Raw genomic sequence first — 20,346 nt, forward strand, 5'->3', positions numbered from 1 at the left:
GCGGCAGCGCGCCGACTTCCACCACAAGACCGCCCGCGCGCTCATCACCGACCACGACGTGATCGCGCACGAGCGGCTGAACACATCGGGCATGACCCGCACCCCCAAGCCCAAGCCCGACCCCGACCGCGAACGGCAGAAGGCCACTCCGGACACCTGGATGTACCCGCCCCAGGAGGGCTGGACCTACGAGCAGGTGAAGGACCTCGACCTTCCCTTCGACTGGGACTTGGTGGACGGAAACATCGTGGTACGCGGAATGACGAGCTGGTGGCACAACCGGGTCCGTGACCGGAGCTACCACCGGCTGGAGAGCCTCGTTCAAGAGCCCTTCACCGTGGCCACCGATCAGTGTGTCCTCGTGGACGATTACAACCCGGCGAAACCCGATGTGGTGGTTTTCGACGAGCGGGATCTTGATCTCTTCTCCCTGGAATGTGTGCCGGCCGAGAAGGTCTCACTGGTGGTCGAGGTGGTGTCCCCGGGCTCCCGGCAGGACGACCGGGTGCGGAAACCGGCGATGTTCGCCCAGGTGAAGGTGCCGTATTACTGGCGGGTGGAACGTGGCGAGGACGGTCTTCCAGAGGTGCACGAGCTGTGGCTCCACCGTGACCTGGGCACATCCATCCCGGCTCCCACGTATCCCACCCACACCGGCAAGCTGAGCACGGACTTCCCTTTTCCGGTCTCGATCGACTTGGCGGGTCTGGTCGGGCGCTGAGCGAGGGCACCGGCCCCCGCCGCGCCGTCCCCGGCCGGGACCGGACACAATGGAGCGGTGACCCGAGCCTCCCTGGACAAGCAGCCGCACGAAGTCGCCGCCATGTTCGACGACGTGGCGCCCAAGTACGACCTCACGAACGACGTGCTGTCGCTGGGCCAGGCCCGGCTCTGGCGCAAGGCCGTGGTGCGGGCCGTGGACGCCCGCCCCGGTGAGCGGGTGCTCGACCTGGCCGCCGGCACCGGCACCTCCTCCCAGCCCTTCGCCGCCGCCGGCGCGTACGTCGTCCCGTGCGACTTCTCCCTCGGCATGCTCCGCGAGGGCCGCACGCGGCAGCCGCATCTGCCGTTCACTGCGGGGGACGCGACGAAGCTGCCCTTCGCCGACGGGGTCTTCGACGCCGTGACGATCTCCTTCGGCCTGCGGAACGTCCAGGACACCGACGCCGCCCTGGCTGAACTGCTGCGGGTGACGAAGCCCGGCGGCCGCGTGGTGATCTGCGAGTTCAGCCACCCCGTCCTGGCCCCGCTGCGCACCGTCTACACCGAGTACCTGATGCGGGCCCTGCCGCCCATCGCGACCACGGTCTGCAGCAACCCCGACGCGTACGTCTACCTCGCCGAGTCGATCCGCGCCTGGCCCGACCAGCCGGCGCTGGCCGCCCGGCTGCAGAAGGCCGGCTGGTCGAAGGTGGCCTGGCGCAACCTGACCGGCGGCATCGTGGCCCTCCACCGGGGCGTCCGGGCCTGAACGGCGCGGCCGTGGGCCGGTGACCGGTGGACGGTGGCCGGGCGGACGTCCGGGGTCCGGGCTCGGGGGACGAGGGGCGCGGGGTGGCCGTGGTGGACGGCGAAGCGGCGGATCATCGGCGCCGTGCGAGCAGTGCAGGCCCCCGGCTCATCCCCTGGCCTCGGTGGCTCCCTCGCCGCCGTCCCGTCGCAGCAGCCGGTCGAGGGCCTCGGCCGTGGCCGTGGCCGCCAGGGGGTACGGCTGGAGGACGAGGTCGGCGCCCGCCCCGTCGAGCAGTTCGGCGTCGTGCCCGGAGCGGGCGGTGAGCACCACGCTGCCCTCGTAGCCGAGCTGCCGCAGGCCCTGGACGAGGGCTTTTCCCTCCTCCGGAAGGGGCACGGTGCTGATCACGCAGCGGGCCCGGGCCAGGGGCAGGGATTCGAGGAGGTGCATGTCCTCCACGCAGCCGAACATGGCGTCGACGCCCTCCCGGTCGTTGCGGGCGACGCGGTGGGGGTCGAAGTCCAGGGCGAGGACGCGGTGTCCGGCCCGGCCGAGCCGGTCGGCGAGGGCCCCGCCGAAGCGGCCCAGGCCGTAGAGGACCACGTCGGCCTCCCGCTCGTTCCCTTCGAGGTCCCGTTTCCTGGCCTCCGTCCGTTCCAGTACGGACAGCCGGCGCTCCAGGCGTGCGTAGATCTGCTGGGAGTAGAGGATCAGGTAGGTGGATACGCCGATGGTGACGAGGCCGACGACGGTGATGAGGCTGACCGTGGCCCCGGTGAGATGGCCGAGGCTGAGACCGAGGGCCGCGAGGATGAGGGAGAACTCGGAGATCTGCGCCCCGGCCAGCCCGGCCAGGAACCCCACCCGTACCGGATAGCGCATGGCTGTCACGATCAGGATGACGATCAGCGGGTTGCCCACGAGGACGAAGACGGAGAAGACCGCCGCGCGGGCGAGCTGCTGGGAGGCGTCGTCGAACTGCAGGAGCGCGCCCAGTTCGAGGAAGAAGAACAGCAGCAGGAAGTCCCGCAGGCTGACGAGCCGGGCGCCGAGCGCGTCCCGGTAGGGGGTGCCGGCGAGGGAGACGCCCGCGAGGAACGCCCCGACCTCGGTGCCGAAGCCCAGCCAGTTGCTCACCGTGGCCACCAGGGCGGCGTAGGCCACGCCGAACAGGACGAGCAGTTCCGGGGAGCGGGCCACCTGGCGCACCAGCCGCGGCAGCACCCAGCGCATCAGCAGGGCCGCGCCGGCCAGCAGTCCCAGGCCCTTGGCGAAGACCAGGGCGATGTGCACGGGCAGGCTGCCGTCGGCCTCGCGGCCGAACGCGGTCAGCACGATCATCACCAGGATCACGACGATGTCCTGGACGATGAGGAAGCCGACCGCGATGCGCCCGTGGAGCTGCTCCAGTTCCCGTTTGTCGGACAGCAGCTTCACGATGATGATCGTGGACGAGAAGGTCAGGGCCACCGCCACATACAGGGCCGTCACCGTGTCCATGCCGAGCCCGAGGGCGATCAGAAAGCCGATGACCGAGGTGAACAGCACCTGGCCGAGACCGGTGGCCACGGCGATGGGTCCGGTGGCCCGGATCAGGTTCAGATCCAGTCGCAGCCCCACGAGGAACAGCAGGATCGCGATCCCCATGCGCGCCAGCAGATCGATCGTGCCGTCCGCCTCCACCCAGCCGAGGCCGGTCGGGCCGACCAGGATGCCCACGCCGATGAATCCGACGATCAGCGGCTGGCGCAGGCGTACGGCCAGCAGCCCGACGGCCGCGGAGACCGCCAGGACGACGGCGATCAGGGCGAATCCGCTCGGACTCATGGCCCCGTCCGTTCAGGGCGGGACGCGGAGGTGATCCGCCCTGAACGCGGTGAGGTTCCCGCGAAGGGACGGGTCAGAGGCCGCCGGCACGTGGCGGAGCCGAGCCACCCCCAGCCGGACCACCTCGCAAACCCCGCAAAAGCCGCTTTTCGCATGCCTCAGGCTACACATCGGGGGTGCTGCCCTCGCCGCTTTCCGGGCCCACGGGTCCACCGCCGGTCCGGCGCTCCGCCGGCGCCGGGCCGGCGTCAGCCCCCGATCGGCAGTCCCTGCGGCTCCTTGATGCGCTTCATCACGATCTGGGAGTTGACCTCCGTCACCCCCGGCAGGGCCGTGATCTTCTCGATCCAGAGCCGTTCGTACGTCTCGATGTCCGCGACCGCGATGCGCAGCAGGCAGCCCGGGCTGCCGAAGAGGCGGTAGGCCTCGACCACGTCGGGGAGGTCCTGCAGGGCGTCCTCGAAGGCCTCCACCGTCTCGCGGTCGCGGCGGACCTCCACGGAGACGAGCACTTCGAAGCCCCGGCCGACGGCCGCGGGGTCCAGCAGGGCGCGGTAGCCGCGGATGGCCCCGTCCTGTTCGAGCTGGCGGACCCGGCGCAGGCAGGGGGAGGGGGAGAGGCCGACCCGTTGGGCCAGTTCCTGGTTGGTGAGCCGGCCGTCCTTCTGGAGTTCGCGCAAGATGCTGTGGTCGATGGCGTCCATGGCGTCATTATCTGCTAAATCAAGGCGCGTAGATCACAGGAGTTGGCAACTTATTCTGGGCAAAACTGGCTATTCTTGCTGGTAGGGCGAGGTTACTCGTCCGTATGGGTCTTCTCCGGGCAGGGGCTCGGGCCGCCCACGGGTTCCGTCCCAGGATCCCGGAGCGCGCCGGGCCGTCCGCCCGGGTGCTCTTCCTTCAGTGTTCTTCTCCGGATTCCGGACGGGCGAGGGGGCAGTATGCGACGTGTCGTCGTGGTCACCACGGGCGGGACGATAGCCAGCCGCTGGCAGGGCAAGGGATACGCGGCGGACGCGGCCGGGCAGGACGTGCTCGCCGCCGCCGATCTCCCCGAGGACGTGACCACCGAAGTCGTCGATCTCTTCACGGTCAACAGCCCCCGGCTGACCACCGCGCACCAGATCACCCTGCTGCGCGCGGTCCACGAGGTGCTGGAGGACCCGGGCGTCGACGGGGTCGTCGTCACCCACGGCACCGACACCCTGGAGGAGTCCGCCTTCCTCCTCGACCTGCACCACGCCGACCGCCGCCCCGTCGTCTTCACCGGCGCCCAGCGCCCGCTGGAGGACGCCGAGGGCGACGCCGCCGGCAATCTCTACGACGCGCTGCTGACCGCATCCTCCGTCGAGGACCTGGGCACCCTGGCCGTCTTCGCCGGACGGATCCACGCCGCCCGCGGCACGATCAAGACCCACACCACCGCCCCCGACGCCTTCCACGACCCGTCCTGCGACGCGGTCGGCAAGGTCGGCTGGGGCCGGGTCACCGTACGGCGCCGCCCCGAGCGCACGGAGGCGCTGCCGCTGCCGCCCGTCGAGACGCCCCTGCCGCGCGTCGACATGGTCATGCACCACGCCGACGCCGACCCGCTGCTCTTCGACGCGGCCGTGGAGGCCGGCGCCCGGGGCATCGTGCTCGTCGCCACCGGCGCGGGCAACGCCACCCCGGCGTTCACCGAAGCGGTCACGCGAGCCGTCGGGCGGGGGGTGCTGGTCGCCCTCACGACCCGCGTCCCGGCGGGCCCCGTCACCCCCATCTACACGGGCGGCGGGGCCGTGGACCTGATCGAGGCCGGCGCGGTGCCCACCGGCTCCCTGCGCGCCGGCCAGTCGCGCATGGCCGTCCTGGCCGCCCTGATGTCCTCCACGGACACGGCGGAGCGGACGGCCACCCTGCGCCGGATCGCCGACCCGAGCGAGGCCCCGGTCCCGGCCTGACAGGACCGGACACCGCCCGCGGCAGCCCCGGTTCCGCCCGGAACCGGGGCTCCGGCCCGCACGGCCGTCCGGCCGTACGGAGTCCCGGGGTCGTCCGGCCGTACGGAGTCCCGGCCGCCCCGCGGCCGTCCCGCTGCCGGTGACCGACCCGGCCGAGCGCCGTCCGCCCCCCTGCATAGACTTGGGCCGTTCCCCCGCAGGCCGCCCCGACGAGGGCCTGCGCTCCGCCTCTCGCCGGGAGTGCCGACGTGACCGACACCGACCTCAACGAGCGCAGCGCCGATGTCATCGTCGTCGGTGCCGGACCCGCCGGCTCGGCGACCGCCTACCACCTGGCGAAGTCGGGGCTGGACGTCCTGCTGCTGGAGAAGACGGCCTTCCCCCGCGAGAAGGTCTGCGGTGACGGTCTGACGCCGCGCGCCACCAAGCAGCTGGTCGCCATGGGGATCGACATCTCCGAGGAGGCCGGCTGGCTGCGCAACAAGGGCCTGCGGATCATCGGCGGCGGGGTCCGGCTGGAGCTGGACTGGCCGGAGCTGGCCTCGTTCCCGGACTACGGACTGGTCCGCAAGCGCGACGACTTCGACGAGCAGCTCGCCCGCGCCGCCCAGAAGGCCGGGGCCCGGCTGCACGAGCGCTGCAACGTCGGCGCTCCGATCCTCGATCCCCGCACCGGCCGCGTCACCGGCGTGGAGGCGAAGCTCGGCGAGGAGAAGACGCCCGTCACCTTCCACGCCCCCGTCGTGGTGGCCGCCGACGGCAACTCCACCCGGCTGTCGGTGGCGATGGGCCTGCACCGGCGCGAGGACCGGCCGATGGGCGTGGCCGTCCGCACGTACTTCACCTCCCCGCGCCACGACGACGACTACCTGGAGTCCTGGCTGGAGCTGTGGGACCGGCGCGGCCCGCAGGACCGGCTGCTGCCCGGCTACGGCTGGATCTTCGGCATGGGCGACGGCACCTCCAACGTCGGCCTGGGCATCCTCAACAGCAGCTCGGCCTTCAAGGAGCTGGACTGGCGCGAGGTGCTCAAGGCCTGGTGCGCGTCGATGCCCGAGGACTGGGGCTATGTCCCGGAGAACATGACCACCCCGATCCGCGGCGCCGCGCTGCCGATGGCCTTCAACCGGCAACCGCACTACCACCGCGGGCTGCTGCTGGTCGGTGACGCGGGCGGCCTGGTCAACCCCTTCAACGGCGAAGGCATCGCGTACGCCATGGAGTCCGGGCAGATCGCGGCCGAGGTGATCGTCCAGGCGCACGCCCGGCAGACCCCGGCCCAGCGGGAACTGGCCCTCCAGCGCTACCCGAAGATCCTCAAGGACACCTACGGCGGCTACTACTCCCTGGGCCGCGCCTTCGTGAAGCTGATCGGCAACCCGAAGGTCATGAAGGTCGCGACCGAACGCGGCCTGACCCATCCGCTGCTGATGCGCTTCACCCTCAAGATGCTGGCCAATCTCACCGACCCGACGGGCGGCGACGCGATGGACCGCATCATCAACGGCCTCAGCAAGGTGGCCCCGCGGGCCTGACGGGCACGGGTGGACGCGACGGCCTTCTATATAGCAGATTAAAATCTGCTATATAAGGGAGGCCTCATGTCCAAGCTGCTGGTCGAGGTGGATGACGACGCGCTCGCCGAAGCCGCCGAGATACTGGGAACGGCGACGAAGAAGGACACGGTGAACACCGCTCTGCTGGAGGTCGCCCGGTTCCGCAAGCGTGCGAAGGCGCTTGCCGAGCTCCGGGACATGGGCGCCCGGGGCGACTTCGACATCCTGCTCGACAAGAGGAACTATCGCGGGTGAGTTCGCCTCCCTACCTGATCGACACGTCGGCGGCCGCCCGGTTGCTGCTCAGCGACGAACACGACGGCCGCTGGGGCGAGGCACTCACTTGCGGGCTGATCGCTCTGTGTGACATCACGGAACTCGAACTGCTCCACTCGGCCCGCTCGGGGCCGGACAGGGAGAACAAGCAGGAGCGGCTGCGGTGGCTGTTCGGCTGGGCTCCCGTGCCCGACGGCATACTGCAACGGGCCCGGGAGACCCAGCAGCTCCTCACCGACCATGGCGAACACCGGTCGGCCGGTCCCGTGGACCTCATGGTCGCGGCGGTGGCCGAACTCTCGGGTATGACCCTTCTCCATCACGACCGTGACTTCGAGACCGTCGCCCGGCACACCGGCCAGCCCACCTGTTGGCTGGCTGACCCGGACTCGGCCAAGTAGCGCCTTTCCCGGGCGGCCGGACGCGCCGAGGGCCGTCATCCCCGAGCGGGATGACGGCCCTCGGCGCGTGCGTCGCGTGCCGGGCGGGCCCGGGTGCTCCGGGCGGAGCCCCGGAGGGCCGGCCGGGGGTGGGGAAGCGTCAGAGGACGCGGACGGCGCCCGTCGGCGGGTCCCAGTCGAGGGTGCGCTCGACGACGCCCGTGCTGGAGTTCTGCGCGCCGACGTACTTGCCGTCGCCGATGTAGACGGCCACGTGGTACGCGCTGCCGGCGCTGCCCCAGTAGAGGATGTCACCCGGCTGGAGATTGCTCAGCGACACCGGGGTGCCCGCCGTCGACTGGTCCTGGGAGACACGCGGCAGGGAGACGCCCACGGTGCGGAACGCGGCGGTGGTGAGGCCCGAGCAGTCGTACGCGGAGGGGCCGACGGCGCCGCTGACGTACGCCTTGCCGACCTGCGCCTTGACGAAGTTCACCACGGTGGCGGCGCTGCCCGTGGCGGAGGAGCCGGCCTGCGAGGCGGTGGACGCGGCGGCGGTGCTGAGCTTGGTGCGCTCCTGGGAGCGGTCGGAGCGCTCGGCGGCGGCTTCACGGGCGGCTTCGGCGCGCTCCGCGGCGGCCTTCGCCTTGGCCTTGCGCTCGGCCTCGGCCTTCCGCTCGGCCTCGGCGCGCGCCTGCTTCGCGGCCTTCTGCTCGGCCGCGGCGAGGGCTTCCCGCTCGCTTGCGATCTCCAGTTCCAGGGCCGCCTGCTGGGTGGCGGCGGTGGACATCGCGGCGTCCGCCGCGAACGAGGCGCTGATGGTGGGCATCTCCGCCGTCTGAGCGGCGGGTGCGGCGTTGGCGGAGGAGGCCGCCGCCGTCACGGCGATGGTGCTGAGGACGCCACCGGCAACTCCGGAGCGCAGCGTTCTGGTGGAGACGTTGCGCCGGGGTTTCCGGTGGCTGGGTATGTGAGCGGTATGGGCCATGGGGTCCTGGCTATCAAAGAATTGTCGCCGCGATCAACAGAAGTGTGATGAGCCACAGTTGACGCGTACGCGACGGCATTAAGCGGAATTCGATCTTCGATAGCCGTTACCGGGCTGTGATAGCGCATTCACAAACCTGTCATGAGCTAGCCCTTTCAAAGATTCGCCCGTTTTGTCCCGGACCTAGCACTCCCTCCGCGTACGGATCAACCATCGAATCCGTTCACGGGGGGCGGGGTGGGAAAGCTCACGTATTCCGGCTCCCCGGACGTCCGCCGGCGGGGCCGGCCGCCCGCGCCCGTCTCCGCCGGGCCGGAACGGGCTTCGCGCCGCCTCCGCGGAGCGGCCGCCGCGACCCCGGTGCCGCCCCGGCCGGTGTACGTGAATCCGTGCACGTGCCAACGATCTTGGGGTGCGGTCGGGCGGGCCGCTCCTCCGGCGGTCGCCGCGGGTGGCGTCTATCACTTGCCGCCGTCCAGCGCCAATTTGTCTTCGGGGGGCAGTTCTTGATAGTGCAAGTACCGCTCTGACCTGCGAGGATTGAGGGGCTCCTTGCGTTGTGTCGCCGTATGACAGCACAGCGTCCACGGTGTTGCGGCGTTCCGTTTTCCCGTCCGCGGGCCGGGTGGTGGAGATCACAAAGCCCGAGGTGACCCCCGTGTCGCAGCTCACAGAGCCCCGGGCATAAGATGCCATCGGCCTGGGCTTGTGAACTGCCTCACATAATCACGATCTTCGTGGGGCGGCCACGGTGCGGCCGTCCCTCCGCCCGGGGCGGAGGGAGCAGCAGTCACCGTCGACTGGAAGGAGCGAGCAGCGTGAACGCCTATGCACCCATCCTCGTGCTCGGCGCCCTCGGTGCAGGCTTCGCGATCTTCTCCGTGGTCATGGCGTCGATCGTCGGCCCGAAGCGCTACAACCGGGCCAAACTCGAGGCGTACGAATGCGGGATCGAGCCCACGCCGCAGCCGGCCGGCGGCGGGCGGTTCCCGATCAAGTACTACCTGACGGCGATGCTCTTCATCATTTTCGATATCGAGATCGTCTTCCTTTACCCCTGGGCCGTCTCCTTCGACATGCTCGGGATTTTCGGACTGGTCGAGATGCTCCTCTTCGTGCTCACCGTCTTCGTCGCCTACGCCTACGTCTGGCGCCGCGGCGGACTGGACTGGGACTAGAGGACCGGAGGAGAAGCCATGGGTATCGAAGAGAAACTTCCGAGCGGCTTTCTGCTGACGACGGTCGAGCAGGCCGCGGGCTGGGTCCGCAAGTCGTCGCTGTTCCCGGCCACGTTCGGACTCGCCTGCTGCGCCATCGAGATGATGACCACCGGAGCCGGCCGCTACGACCTCGCCCGCTTCGGCATGGAGGTCTTCCGCGGCTCGCCGCGGCAGGCGGACCTGATGATCGTGGCCGGCCGGGTGAGCCAGAAGATGGCCCCGGTGCTGCGCCAGGTCTACGACCAGATGCCCAACCCCAAGTGGGTCATCTCCATGGGTGTCTGCGCCTCCAGCGGCGGCATGTTCAACAACTACGCGATCGTGCAGGGCGTCGACCACATCGTCCCCGTCGACATCTATCTGCCCGGCTGCCCGCCCCGTCCCGAGATGCTGCTCGACGCCATCCTCAAGCTGCACGAGAAGGTCCAGGGCTCCAAGCTCGGCGTCAACCGCGAGCGGGCCGCCCGCGAGGCGGAGGAAGCGGCGCTCAAGGCGCTCCCGACGATCGAGATGAAGGGGCTGCTGAGGTGAGCGAGAAGAACGGGAACGAGAGCGCGCCCACCGGCCGCGAGGCCGGAGCGAGCGGGGTCAACCCCGACCAGGACCTGAACACCCAGAACCTGCCCGGCAACCGCGGGGACCGCGGCGAGGCCATCGGCGTCCGCCGCGGCATGTTCGGCGCCGACGGCCCCGGCGACACCTCCGGCTACGGCGGGCTGGTCCGCACCGTGCGGCTGCCCGGCCCGGCCGTCCGGCCGTACGGCGGCTGGTTCGACGAGGTCGCGGACGAACTGGAGGGCGCCCTGGACGAGCAGGGCCTGCTCCCGGAGAACGCCATCGAGAAGACGGTCGTCGACCGGAACGAACTGACCTTCCACATCGCCCGCGAGCACCTGCCCCGGGTGGCCCGCACCCTCCGCGACGACCCGGCGCTCCGCTTCGAGATGTGCACGGGCGTCAGCGGCGTCCACTATCCGGGTGACAAGGGCCGCGAGCTGCACGCCGTCTACCACCTGCGCTCGATCACCCACAACCGGGTGATCAGGCTGGAGGTGAGCGTCCCGGACGGCGACCCGCACATCCCCTCGATCGTCGAGGTCTACCCGACCAACGACTGGCACGAGCGCGAGACCTACGACTTCTTCGGGCTGGTCTTCGACGGCCACCCGGCGCTGACCCGGATCATGATGCCGGACGACTGGCAGGGCCACCCGCAGCGCAAGGACTACCCGCTCGGCGGCATCCCCGTCGAGTACAAGGGCGCCCAGATCCCGGCCCCCGACCAGCGGAGGTCGTACCACTGATGCCGCGCATCCCCGGGGGGCGACCGGCCCCCGTAACGCACCAGCAGCCGCCGGCCGCGGCCCCCACGGGGCCCGGCGCGCCGGCCACGACCACGCGGGGAGGGACCCGATGACGACCTCGCACGCGCAGGAGCGCGACACCACCGAGGGCAAGGTCTACACCGTCACCGGCGGTGACTGGGACGAGGTGGCCCAGGCCGCGGCCCAGGCGGACGACGAGCGCATCATCGTCAACATGGGCCCGCAGCACCCGTCCACGCACGGCGTGCTCCGGCTCATCCTGGAGATCGACGGCGAGACGGTCACCGAGGCCCGCTGCGGCATCGGCTATCTGCACACCGGCATCGAGAAGAACCTCGAATACCGGACCTGGACGCAGGGCACCACCTTCGTCACCCGCATGGACTACCTCACGCCGTTCTTCAACGAGACGGCGTACTGCCTGGCCGTGGAGAAGCTGCTCGGCATCGAGGCGGACGTCCCGGACCGGGCGAACGTCATCCGCGTGATGATGATGGAGCTCAACCGGATCTCCTCCCACCTGGTGGCCCTCGCCACCGGCGGCATGGAGCTCGGCGCCACCACGATCATGATCTACGGCTTCCGCGACCGCGAACTGGTCCTGGACCTCTTCGAGCTGATCACCGGCCTGCGGATGAACCACGCGTACATCCGCCCCGGCGGCCTCGCCCAGGACCTGCCCGCCGGGACCGTCGACGCCGTCCGCGCGTTCATCAAGCAGATGCGGAAGAACCTTCCGGAGTACGACGCCCTGGCCACCGGCAACCCGATCTTCAAGGCGCGCCTCCAGGGCATCGGCCACCTCGACCTGACCGGCTGCATGTCGCTCGGCGTCACCGGCCCGGTCCTCCGCTCCACCGGCCTCCCGCACGACCTGCGCAAGGCCGACCCCTACTGCGGCTACGAGACCTACGACTTCGAGGTGGCGACCGCCGACACCGCCGACTCCTACGGCCGGTTCCTCATCCGGCTGGAGGAGATGCGGCAGAGCCTGAAGATCGTCGAGCAGTGCCTGGACCGGCTGGAGCCCGGCCCGGTGATGGTCGCCGACAAGAAGATCGCCTGGCCGGCGCAGCTCGCGCTCGGCCCGGACGGACTCGGCAACTCCCTGGACCACATCAAGAAGATCATGGGGACCTCCATGGAGGCTCTCATCCACCACTTCAAGCTGGTCACCGAGGGCTTCCGGGTCCCGCCGGGCGAGGCGTACGCGGCGGTGGAGTCCCCGAAGGGCGAGCTGGGCGTGCACGCCGTCAGCGACGGCGGCACCCGCCCGTACCGGGTCCACTTCCGGGACCCCTCCTTCACCAACCTGCAGGCCGTGGCGGCGATGTGCGAGGGCGGCCAGGTCGCCGACGTCATCGTCGCCGTCGCATCCCTCGACCCCGTGATGGGAGGCGTGGACCGGTGACCACACCAGCCAACCGCGAGGTGGCGCTCGGCATCCCCGAGATGCCCGCCCCCGACTACCCCGCCGAGGTCCGCACCCGGCTGGAGACGGACGCGAAGGAGGTGATCTCCCGCTACCCGGACAGCCGTTCCGCGCTGCTGCCGCTGCTGCACCTCGTGCAGTCCGAGGAGGGGTACGTCACCCGCACCGGCGTCAAGTTCTGCGCCGAGATGCTCGGGCTGACCACGGCGGAGGTCACCGCCGTCGCGACCTTCTACACGATGTACCGGCGCAAGCCCTCCGGCGACTACCAGGTCGGCGTCTGCACCAACACGCTCTGCGCGGTCATGGGCGGCGACCAGATCTTCGACGAGCTCAAGGAGCACCTGGCCGTCGGCAACCAGGAGACCACCGAGGACGGCAAGGTCACCCTGGAGCACATCGAGTGCAACGCGGCCTGCGACTACGCGCCCGTCGTGATGGTCAACTGGGAGTTCTTCGACAACCAGACACCGGAGAGCGCCAAGGCGCTCGTCGACGACCTGCGGGCCGGCCGCGAGGTCGCCCCCACCCGCGGGGCCAAGCTCTGCGACTTCAAGGCGACCTCCCGCATCCTGGCCGGCTTCCCCGACGAGCGGCCCGGCGCGGTCGCCGAGAGCGGCGGCGCCGGACCGGCCTCGCTGGCCGGGCTCCGGCTGGCCAAGGGCGAGCCGGAACCGGGCGCCGTCGGCCCGTCCCACGGCGCGGCCCCCACGGGCCGGGAGCGGGACACCCACCCCAGCTCCCACGACGCCCCGCAGAAGACCGCCGCGTCCGACCCGGCCCACCCGGCCGGACCGGTGAGCGAGGAGGGCGAGCGATGACCGCGTCCGACCGCACCGGCGGCAACAGCGACGGCAACGGGAACGGGAACGGAGCCGGGATGGGCCACGAGAAACTCCTCTCCCCGGTGCTCTCCGCCTTCTGGGACGAGCCCGAGTCCTGGACGCTGGAGACCTACCGCCGCCACGACGGCTACCAGGGGCTGCGCAAGGCCCTCGCCATGGACCCCGACGACGTCATCGCCTACGTCAAGGAGGCCGGCCTCCGCGGCCGCGGCGGCGCCGGCTTCCCCACCGGCATGAAGTGGCAGTTCATCCCGCAGGGCGACGGCAAGCCGCACTACCTCGTCGTCAACGCCGACGAGTCGGAGCCCGGCACCTGCAAGGACATCCCGCTCCTCTTCGCCAATCCGCACTCCCTCATCGAGGGCATCGTGATCGCCTGCCATGCGATCCGCTCCAGCCACGCCTTCATCTATCTGCGCGGCGAGACGGTCCCCGTCCTGCGCCGGCTGCACGAGGCGGTGCGCGAGGCGTACGCGGCGGGCATCCTCGGCCCCGACGCCCTCGGCAGCGGCAAGAACCTCGACATCACCGTGCACGCCGGCGCCGGCGCGTACATCTGCGGCGAGGAGACGGCGCTGCTGGACTCCCTGGAGGGCCGCCGCGGCCAGCCCCGGCTGCGGCCGCCGTTCCCCGCGGTCGCCGGCCTCTACGCCTGCCCCACCGTGGTGAACAACGTCGAGTCCATCGCCTCCGTGCCCGCGATCTTCGCCCGCGGCAAGGAGTGGTTCCGCTCGATGGGCAGCGAGAAGTCCCCGGGCTTCACGCTCTACTCGCTGTCCGGGCACGTGGCCCGCCCCGGTCAGTACGAGGCCCCGCTCGGCATCACCCTGCGCCAGCTCCTCGACATGAGCGGCGGGATGCGCCCCGGGCACCGGCTGAAGTTCTGGACCCCCGGCGGCTCCTCCACCCCGCTCCTCACCGACGAGCACCTCGACGTCCCCCTCGACTACGAGGGCGTCGGCGCCGCCGGCTCCATGCTCGGCACCAAGGCGCTCCAGTGCTTCGACGAGACCACCTGCGTGGTCCGCGCCGTCACCCGCTGGACCGAGTTCTACGCCCACGAGTCCTGCGGCAAGTGCACCCCCTGCCGCGAGGGCACGTACTGGCTCGTCCAGCTCATGCGGGACATCGAGGCCGGCAAGGGGAAGATGTCCGACCTCGACAAGCTGAACGACATCGCCGACAACATCAACGGCAAGGCGTTCTGCGCTCTCGGGGACGGTGCCGCCAGCCCGATCTTCTCCTCGCTGCAGTACTTCCGCGCGGAGTACGAGCAGCACATCACCGGCCGGGGCTGCCCCTTCGACCCGGCCCGGTCCACCCTCTGGGCCGACGGGCCCACGACCTCTCACCTGGAGGTGAACGCATGACCGTCACCGCCGCAGCGTCCAACAGCGGCTCCGCCGCGGGGTCCTCCGGGAGCGGTGAGGCGGCCGTGCCGCCGGAGGACCTCGTCACGCTCACCATCGACGGCATCACGACCAGCGTCCGCAAGGGAACGCTCGTCATCCGCGCCGCCGAGGAACTGGGCATCGAGATCCCGCGGTTCTGCGACCACCCCCTCCTCGATCCGGTCGGTGCCTGCCGCCAGTGCCTGGTCGAGGTCGAGGGCCAGCGCAAGCCCATGGCCTCCTGCACGATCACGTGTACGGACGGAATGGTGGTGAGGACTCAACTCACCTCGCCCGTGGCCGAGAAGAGCCAGCGCGGGATGATGGAGTTCCTCCTCATCAACCACCCGCTGGACTGCCCGGTCTGCGACAAGGGCGGCGAGTGCCCGCTGCAGAACCAGGCGATGAGCACCGGCCAGGCCGACACCCGCTTCGACGGGCAGAAGCGGACGTACGACAAGCCCGTCCCGATCTCCACCCAGGTGCTGCTGGACCGCGAGCGCTGCGTGCTCTGCGCCCGCTGCACCCGTTTCTCCAAGGAGATCGCCGGCGACCCGATGATCGAGCTGCTGGAGCGCGGCGCGCTGCAGCAGATCGGCACCGGTGAGGACGTCCCGTTCCAGTCGTACTTCTCCGGCAACACCATCCAGATCTGCCCGGTCGGCGCGCTCACCTCCGCCGCGTACCGGTTCCGCTCCCGCCCCTTCGACCTGGTCTCCTCACCGAGCGTCTGCGAGCACTGCGCGGGCGGCTGCGCGACCCGCACCGACCACCGGCGCGGCAAGGTCATGCGGCGCCTCGCGGGCCACGACCCGGAGGTCAACGAGGAGTGGCTGTGCGACAAGGGCCGCTTCGCCTTCCGCTACGCCCAGCGGCCGGAGCGGCTCACCACCCCGCTGGTGCGCAGCGCCGAGAGCGGTGAACTGGAGCCGGCGAGCTGGCCGGCGGCCCTGGAGGCGGCGGCCCGCGGGCTCTCCGCCGCCCGCGGCCGCACCGGTGTGCTGACCGGCGGCCGTGTCACGGCCGAGGACGCCTACGCCTACGCCAAGTTCGCGCGGATCGCCCTCGACACCAACGACATCGACTTCCGCGCCCGGGTCCACAGCGCCGAGGAGGCCGACTTCCTGGCCTCCCGGGTCGCCGGACGCGGCACGGACCTCGACGGCACGGGTGTCACGTACACCGCGCTGGAGAAGGCGCCCGCCGTCCTGCTGGCGGGCTTCGAGTCCGAGGAGGAGGCCCCCGGCGTCTTCCTGCGGCTCCGCAAGGCCATGCGCAAGCACGGCCAGAAGACCTTCTCCCTCGCGCCCTGGGCCACCCCGGGCCTGGTCAAGGCCGGCGGTGTCCTGCTGCCGGCCGCGCCGGGCACCGAGGCGGAGTGGCTGGACGCCCTCGCCGGGCGGATCGGCCTGGACGCGGACGGCGAGGCCGCCGCCGACGCGCTGCGCGCCGAGGGCGCCGTCATCGTCGTCGGTGAACGGCTGGCCGCCTCCCCCGGCGCGCTGTCGGCGGCCGTACGGGCGGCGACCGCCACCGGGGCCCGGCTGGTGTGGATTCCGCGCCGGGCGGGGGAGCGGGGCGCGATCGAGGCCGGCGCCCTGCCCGGGCTGCTGCCCGGCGGCCGCCCGGCCACGGACCCGCGCGCCCGCGAGGAGACCGCGGCCGCCTGGGGCGTCTCCGCCGCGGAACTGCCGCACCGCCTCGGCCGGGACACCGGCGAGATGATCGAGGCGGCGGCCACCGGCGAACTGGCCGCGCTGATCGTCGGCGGCGTGGAGGTCGCGGACCTCCCGGACCCGGCGCGGGCGCGGCGGGCCCTGGACGAGGTGGGCTTCCTGGTCAGCCTGGAGCTGCGGCCCTCGGAGGTCACGGAACGGGCCGATGTGGTCCTGCCGGTCGCCGCCGTCGCCGAGAAGGCCGGCACCTTCCTCAACTGGGAGGGCCGGGCCCGCATGTTCGAGGCGGCCATCAAGCCCGACCAGATGACCCGCCGTCACGTCGTCTCCGACAGCCGCGTGCTGCACATGCTGGCGGACGCCCTCGCCGATCTCCGTGCCGGTGACGGCGAGCGCGGCGCCGAGCGGTCCGCCGCCCGGCTGGCCCTGCCCGATCTGCTCGCCGTCCGCCGGGAGATGGACCGGCTCGGCGGCTGGGCCGGCGCCGTGCCCGCCGGGCCCGGCGACTCCGACTACGGCGGCCCGGCGGGCGGCACCGCCCGGTCCGCGGCCCGCCCGTCCGCGGGCGAGGCCGTCCTCGCCGGCCACCGGCTCCTGCTCGACCAGGGCGTCCTGCAGGTCGGCGACGAGGCACTGGCCGGTACCCGGCACGAAGCGGTCGCCCGGCTCTCCGCGGCCACGGCCGCCGAGGCCGGGATCGCCGGGGGCGAGCCGCTGCGGGTCTCCGGCCCGGCCGGCTCGGTCGAACTGCCGCTGCGGATCACCGAGATGCCCGACCGCGTCGTCTGGCTGCCGCTGAACTCCGTCGGCGGCGGCGTCCTGTCCGACACCGGGGCCCGCCCCGGGGAGCTCGTCCGGCTCTCCGCGGCCGGCGCCGCGGCGGGCACCGAAGCCGAGGAGGTGCGCTCATGAGTTCCGCCCCGCTGTGGGCCGAGGCAGCGGAGCCCGGCCGGGCCCTGCACCTCGCGGCCGAGGACCTGTCGGTGTTCGGCGGCGACCCCTGGTGGCTCGTCGCGATCAAGGCGGTGTTCTGCTTCGCGTTCGTGCTGCTGACCGTGCTGTTCTCCATCGTGTGGGAGCGCAAGGTCGTCGCCTGGATGCAGTTGCGCATCGGCCCCAACCGGCACGGCCCCTGGGGGCTGCTGCAGTCGCTCGCCGACGGCGCCAAGCTGATGTTCAAGGAAGACATCATCGTCAAGCGGGCCGACAAGCTCGTCTACGTCCTGGCACCGATCGTCGCGGCGGTCCCCGCCTTCATGGCGATCGCGGTGATCCCGTTCGGCCCGCCCGGCAACGAGGTGTCGATCTTCGGGGAGCGCACCGCGCTGCAGCTCACCGACCTGCCGATCGCCGTGCTGTACATCCTGGCGGTCGCCTCCGTCGGCATCTACGGCATCGTGCTCGCCGGCTGGTCCTCCGGCTCGACGTACCCGCTGCTCGGCGGCATGCGCTCGGTCGCCCAGGTGATCTCCTACGAGATCGCGATGGGCCTGTCCTTCGCGGCTGTCTTCCTCTACTCCGGCTCGATGTCCACCTCGGCCATCGTGGACGCGCAGGAGGACCGCTGGTTCGCGATCCTGCTGCCGGTGTCCTTCCTCATCTACATGGTGTCGATGGTCGGTGAGGTCAACCGGGCGCCGTTCGACATGCCCGAGTCCGAGGGCGACCTCGTCGGCGGCTTCAACACCGAGTACTCGTCGATCAAGTTCGCGATGTTCATGCTCGCCGAGTACATCAACATGGTCACCGTCTCGGCGGTGGCGGTCACCCTCTTCCTCGGCGGCTGGCGCGCCCCCTGGCCGGTCAGCACCTTCTGGGAGGGCGCGAACCACGGCTGGTGGCCGATGCTCTGGTTCGTCATCAAGGTCAACCTCCTGCTGTTCGGCTTCATCTGGCTGCGCGGCACCCTCCCCCGGGTCCGCTACGACCAGCTGATGAAGCTCGGCTGGAAGGTCCTCATCCCGGTCGCGATGGTCTGGCTGATGATGGTCGCCACCGTCCGGGCCCTGCGGAACGAGAACTACGACTTCCAGGAGATCGCGTTCTACGTGATCGGCGCCGTGCTCGTCGTCCTGCTGCTGTCCTTCGTCGCGGACCTCTTCCGCGGCAGGCAGGAGCAGCCGGACGGCACCGGCGCGGACGGCGCGGGCGGCGGGGGCGAGTTCGACCCGATGGCAGGCGGCTACCCCGTGCCGCCGATGCCGGGGCAGACCCTGCCCCCGGTTCCGCGCCGGCGTCCCCGTCACGAGCAGCCGCCCGTGACCGTCGCCGCCGGTTCCGACGCGACGACCAACGGAGAGGAGGCCGACAATGCCCGATAACCCCGTGGCCGGCTTCGGCGTGACCTTCAAGGCCATGTTCAAGAAGCGGCTGACCGAGCAGTACCCGGAGGAGAAGAAGCCGACGGCGCCCCGGTTCCACGGCCGGCACCAGCTCAACCGGCACCCGGACGGGCTGGAGAAGTGCGTCGGCTGCGAACTCTGCGCCTGGGCCTGCCCCGCCGACGCCATCTACGTCGAGGGGGCCGACAACACCGACGAGGAGCGCTACTCGCCGGGCGAGCGCTACGGCCGCGTCTACCAGATCAACTATCTGCGCTGCATCCTCTGCGGCCTCTGCGTCGAGGCGTGCCCCACCCGGGCACTCACCATGACCAACGAGTACGAACTCGCCGACCGCACCCGCGAATCGCTCATCTACACCAAGGAGGAGCTGCTCGCGGGGCTGAAGGAGGGCATGGTCGACTCGCCGCACGCGATCTTCCCGGGGATGACCGAGCAGGACTACTACCGGGGCCTGGTCACCGAGGCCGCCCCCGGGACCGTCCGGCAGCCGGCCGTCTCCAAGGGCGAGATGCCGCAGGACGCGGCCTCCGACTTCGGCCCGGGCGAGCCCGCCTCGGAGAAGGTGGTCGAACGATGAACACGTTCGCCGCCTACACCACCTCCACCGGGGAGGCCGTCCAGTTCTGGGTCCTGGGCACCGTGGCCGTCCTCGGGGCGCTCGGCACGATCCTGCTGCGCCGGGCGATCCACTCCGCGCTCTGCCTCGCCGGAACCATGATCATCCTCGCGGTGTTCTATCTGGCCAACGGCGCCTACTTCCTGGGCGTCGTCCAGATCGTCGTCTACACCGGCGCGATCATGATGCTGTTCCTGTTCGTGGTGATGCTCGTCGGTGTCACCGCCGCCGACTCGCTCAAGGAGACCCTGAAGGGCCAGCGCTGGCTGGCCGCCCTCACCGGCCTCGGCTTCGGCATCCTGCTGATCGCCGGCATCGGCAACGCCTCGCTGACCACCTTCGCCGGACTCGGGGCGGCCAACTCCGGCGGGAACGTCCAGGGGCTGGCGGAGACCATCTTCACCCAGTACGTCTTCGCCTTCGAGATCACCGGCGCCCTGCTGATCACCGCCGCCGTCGGCGCCATGGTCCTCACCCACCGCGAGCGCACCGAGCGCATGCCCAGCCAGCGCGAACTCGCCCAGCGCCGGGTCCGCGAGGGGAAGCACGTCCCGCCGCTGCCCGCGCCCGGCGTGTACGCCCGGCACAACGCCGTGGACATCCCCGGCCTGCTGCCCGACGGCACGCCCTCGGAGCTCACCGTCAACCCGACGCTGCGCGCCCGCGGCCAGATCCGGGACGTGTCCGGTACCGCGCTGGCCGATCTGGCCGCCCTGGAGCAGCGCTCCGAGGTGCGGCTGGAACGCCGGGACGCCACATCCGAGGAGGCCGGCAAGTGAACCCGGTGAACTACGTCTATCTCGCAGCGCTGCTGTTCACCATCGGCGCCGCCGGAGTGCTCCTCCGGCGCAACGCGATCGTCGTGTTCATGTGCGTGGAGCTGATGCTCAACGCGAGCAACCTGACGCTGGTCGCCTTCTCCCGGATGCACGGCAACCTCGACGGGCAGATCATCGCCTTCTTCACGATGGTCGTCGCCGCCGCGGAGGTCGTGGTGGGTCTGGCGATCATCGTGATGCTCTTCCGTACCCGCCACTCGGCCTCGGTCGATGACGCCTCTCTGATGAAGCTGTAAG

General features: G+C 71.1%; 20 protein-coding genes. 17 read left to right on the top strand and 3 right to left on the bottom strand.

Going from position 1 to position 20,346, the window contains the following annotated elements; all coding sequences use genetic code 11:
- Together KBZ10_RS16780 and KBZ10_RS16785 are read left to right on the top strand one after the other, a co-directional pair.
- Positions 1 to 721, top strand: a 721-nt coding sequence (locus KBZ10_RS16780; protein ID WP_307847486.1) for a Uma2 family endonuclease, incomplete at its 5' end; no start/stop codon positions are given.
- Positions 722 to 778: 57 nt separating this feature from the next.
- Positions 779 to 1,471, top strand: coding sequence for a demethylmenaquinone methyltransferase (locus tag KBZ10_RS16785; RefSeq protein WP_210988468.1), 693 nt, complete (start codon positions 779 to 781; stop codon positions 1,469 to 1,471).
- A gap of 147 nt (positions 1,472 to 1,618) precedes the next feature.
- On the opposite strand, the gene KBZ10_RS16790 is transcribed toward KBZ10_RS16785, so the two are convergent.
- Both KBZ10_RS16790 and KBZ10_RS16795 read right to left on the bottom strand, forming a co-directional pair.
- A complete protein-coding gene (locus tag KBZ10_RS16790) occupies positions 1,619 to 3,280 on the bottom strand; it encodes a cation:proton antiporter (protein ID WP_210988469.1) in 1,662 nt (553 codons plus the stop codon).
- Positions 3,281 to 3,528: 248 nt separating this feature from the next.
- Positions 3,529 to 3,984, bottom strand: a complete 456-nt coding sequence (locus KBZ10_RS16795) for an Lrp/AsnC family transcriptional regulator (RefSeq protein WP_210988470.1) — start codon at positions 3,982 to 3,984, stop codon at positions 3,529 to 3,531.
- A gap of 237 nt (positions 3,985 to 4,221) precedes the next feature.
- Between KBZ10_RS16795 and KBZ10_RS16800 the strand changes: the two genes are divergently transcribed.
- The 4 genes from KBZ10_RS16800 to KBZ10_RS16815 all read left to right on the top strand — a co-directional run bounded on the left by KBZ10_RS16800 (position 4,222) and on the right by KBZ10_RS16815 (position 7,453).
- The gene (locus KBZ10_RS16800; RefSeq protein ID WP_210988471.1) at positions 4,222 to 5,220 is read left to right on the top strand and encodes an asparaginase; all 999 of its coding nucleotides are present in this window, start codon (positions 4,222 to 4,224) and stop codon (positions 5,218 to 5,220) included.
- A 248-nt stretch (positions 5,221 to 5,468) separates the two neighbouring features.
- Positions 5,469 to 6,755, top strand: coding sequence for a geranylgeranyl reductase family protein (locus KBZ10_RS16805; RefSeq protein ID WP_210988472.1), 1,287 nt, complete (start codon positions 5,469 to 5,471; stop codon positions 6,753 to 6,755).
- Between the two features lie 66 nt (positions 6,756 to 6,821).
- Complete coding sequence (locus KBZ10_RS16810; RefSeq protein WP_210988473.1) at positions 6,822 to 7,031, top strand: type II toxin-antitoxin system VapB family antitoxin; 210 nt, start codon at positions 6,822 to 6,824, stop codon at positions 7,029 to 7,031.
- The gene (locus tag KBZ10_RS16815) at positions 7,028 to 7,453 is read left to right on the top strand and encodes a PIN domain nuclease (RefSeq protein ID WP_210988474.1); all 426 of its coding nucleotides are present in this window, start codon (positions 7,028 to 7,030) and stop codon (positions 7,451 to 7,453) included. The genes KBZ10_RS16810 and KBZ10_RS16815 overlap by 4 nt, the downstream gene beginning before the upstream one ends.
- Before the next feature lie 139 nt (positions 7,454 to 7,592).
- Here the strand turns inward: KBZ10_RS16815 and KBZ10_RS16820 are convergent, their stop codons facing one another.
- Positions 7,593 to 8,420, bottom strand: coding sequence for a C40 family peptidase (locus KBZ10_RS16820; protein WP_210988475.1), 828 nt, complete (start codon positions 8,418 to 8,420; stop codon positions 7,593 to 7,595).
- Between the two features lie 818 nt (positions 8,421 to 9,238).
- On the opposite strand from KBZ10_RS16820, the gene KBZ10_RS16825 reads away from it, so the two are divergent.
- The 11 genes from KBZ10_RS16825 to nuoK all read left to right on the top strand — a co-directional run bounded on the left by KBZ10_RS16825 (position 9,239) and on the right by nuoK (position 20,345).
- Entirely contained in the window at positions 9,239 to 9,598 is a 360-nt protein-coding gene (locus tag KBZ10_RS16825) for an NADH-quinone oxidoreductase subunit A (protein ID WP_019707756.1), read from the top strand.
- Between the two features lie 18 nt (positions 9,599 to 9,616).
- Positions 9,617 to 10,171 carry an NADH-quinone oxidoreductase subunit B family protein gene (locus KBZ10_RS16830; RefSeq protein ID WP_030548135.1) on the top strand — a complete coding sequence of 185 codons (555 nt, stop codon included), beginning with the start codon at positions 9,617 to 9,619 and terminating at the stop codon, positions 10,169 to 10,171.
- On the top strand, positions 10,168 to 10,944 hold the full coding sequence (locus tag KBZ10_RS16835) for an NADH-quinone oxidoreductase subunit C (RefSeq protein WP_210988476.1): 777 nt from the start codon (positions 10,168 to 10,170) through the stop codon (positions 10,942 to 10,944). The genes KBZ10_RS16830 and KBZ10_RS16835 overlap by 4 nt, the downstream gene beginning before the upstream one ends.
- A 109-nt stretch (positions 10,945 to 11,053) precedes the next feature.
- On the top strand, positions 11,054 to 12,376 hold the full coding sequence (locus tag KBZ10_RS16840) for an NADH-quinone oxidoreductase subunit D (RefSeq protein WP_210988477.1): 1,323 nt from the start codon (positions 11,054 to 11,056) through the stop codon (positions 12,374 to 12,376).
- Positions 12,377 to 12,417: 41 nt separating this feature from the next.
- Complete coding sequence (gene nuoE, locus KBZ10_RS16845) at positions 12,418 to 13,218, top strand: NADH-quinone oxidoreductase subunit NuoE (RefSeq protein WP_210988565.1); 801 nt, start codon at positions 12,418 to 12,420, stop codon at positions 13,216 to 13,218.
- A 59-nt stretch (positions 13,219 to 13,277) separates the two neighbouring features.
- Positions 13,278 to 14,612 (top strand): NADH-quinone oxidoreductase subunit NuoF, encoded by a 1,335-nt coding sequence (gene nuoF, locus KBZ10_RS16850; RefSeq protein ID WP_210988566.1) that lies wholly within the window; start codon positions 13,278 to 13,280, stop codon positions 14,610 to 14,612.
- Positions 14,609 to 17,221, top strand: a complete 2,613-nt coding sequence (locus KBZ10_RS16855) for an NADH-quinone oxidoreductase subunit G (RefSeq protein ID WP_210988478.1) — start codon at positions 14,609 to 14,611, stop codon at positions 17,219 to 17,221. Before nuoF ends, KBZ10_RS16855 begins: the two co-directional genes overlap by 4 nt.
- Positions 17,218 to 18,630: an NADH-quinone oxidoreductase subunit NuoH gene (nuoH, locus tag KBZ10_RS16860; RefSeq protein WP_210988479.1), complete on the top strand. Its 1,413-nt coding sequence runs from the start codon at positions 17,218 to 17,220 to the stop codon at positions 18,628 to 18,630. Before KBZ10_RS16855 ends, nuoH begins: the two co-directional genes overlap by 4 nt.
- On the top strand, positions 18,620 to 19,231 hold the full coding sequence (gene nuoI, locus KBZ10_RS16865) for an NADH-quinone oxidoreductase subunit NuoI (RefSeq protein WP_210988480.1): 612 nt from the start codon (positions 18,620 to 18,622) through the stop codon (positions 19,229 to 19,231). The genes nuoH and nuoI overlap by 11 nt, the downstream gene beginning before the upstream one ends.
- The gene (locus KBZ10_RS16870; protein ID WP_210988481.1) at positions 19,228 to 20,049 is read left to right on the top strand and encodes an NADH-quinone oxidoreductase subunit J; all 822 of its coding nucleotides are present in this window, start codon (positions 19,228 to 19,230) and stop codon (positions 20,047 to 20,049) included. The genes nuoI and KBZ10_RS16870 overlap by 4 nt, the downstream gene beginning before the upstream one ends.
- Positions 20,046 to 20,345, top strand: coding sequence for an NADH-quinone oxidoreductase subunit NuoK (gene nuoK, locus KBZ10_RS16875; RefSeq protein ID WP_210988482.1), 300 nt, complete (start codon positions 20,046 to 20,048; stop codon positions 20,343 to 20,345). Before KBZ10_RS16870 ends, nuoK begins: the two co-directional genes overlap by 4 nt.
- Position 20,346: the final 1 nt, after the last annotated feature.

It is taken from the genome of Streptomyces sp. F63, assembly GCF_018070345.1.
Taxonomy (GTDB): Bacteria; Actinomycetota; Actinomycetes; order Streptomycetales; family Streptomycetaceae; genus Streptomyces.

Bases quoted from the DNA above. Each gene is read 5' to 3' on its own strand.
- KBZ10_RS16810 (WP_210988473.1), top strand. From the start codon at position 6,822: ATGTCCAAGCTGCTGGTCGAGGTGGATGACGACGCGCTCGCCGAAGCC.
- KBZ10_RS16855 (WP_210988478.1), top strand. From the start codon at position 14,609: ATGACCGTCACCGCCGCAGCGTCCAACAGCGGCTCCGCCGCGGGGTCC.
- nuoF (WP_210988566.1), top strand. From the start codon at position 13,278: ATGGGCCACGAGAAACTCCTCTCCCCGGTGCTCTCCGCCTTCTGGGAC.
- nuoH (WP_210988479.1), top strand. From the start codon at position 17,218: ATGAGTTCCGCCCCGCTGTGGGCCGAGGCAGCGGAGCCCGGCCGGGCC.
- nuoE (WP_210988565.1), top strand. From the start codon at position 12,418: ATGCCCGCCCCCGACTACCCCGCCGAGGTCCGCACCCGGCTGGAGACG.
- KBZ10_RS16830 (WP_030548135.1), top strand. From the start codon at position 9,617: ATGGGTATCGAAGAGAAACTTCCGAGCGGCTTTCTGCTGACGACGGTC.
- KBZ10_RS16790 (WP_210988469.1), bottom strand. From the start codon at position 3,280: ATGAGTCCGAGCGGATTCGCCCTGATCGCCGTCGTCCTGGCGGTCTCC.
- KBZ10_RS16800 (WP_210988471.1), top strand. From the start codon at position 4,222: ATGCGACGTGTCGTCGTGGTCACCACGGGCGGGACGATAGCCAGCCGC.
- nuoI (WP_210988480.1), top strand. From the start codon at position 18,620: ATGCCCGATAACCCCGTGGCCGGCTTCGGCGTGACCTTCAAGGCCATG.
- KBZ10_RS16870 (WP_210988481.1), top strand. From the start codon at position 19,228: ATGAACACGTTCGCCGCCTACACCACCTCCACCGGGGAGGCCGTCCAG.
- KBZ10_RS16840 (WP_210988477.1), top strand. From the start codon at position 11,054: ATGACGACCTCGCACGCGCAGGAGCGCGACACCACCGAGGGCAAGGTC.
- KBZ10_RS16820 (WP_210988475.1), bottom strand. From the start codon at position 8,420: ATGGCCCATACCGCTCACATACCCAGCCACCGGAAACCCCGGCGCAAC.
- KBZ10_RS16795 (WP_210988470.1), bottom strand. From the start codon at position 3,984: ATGGACGCCATCGACCACAGCATCTTGCGCGAACTCCAGAAGGACGGC.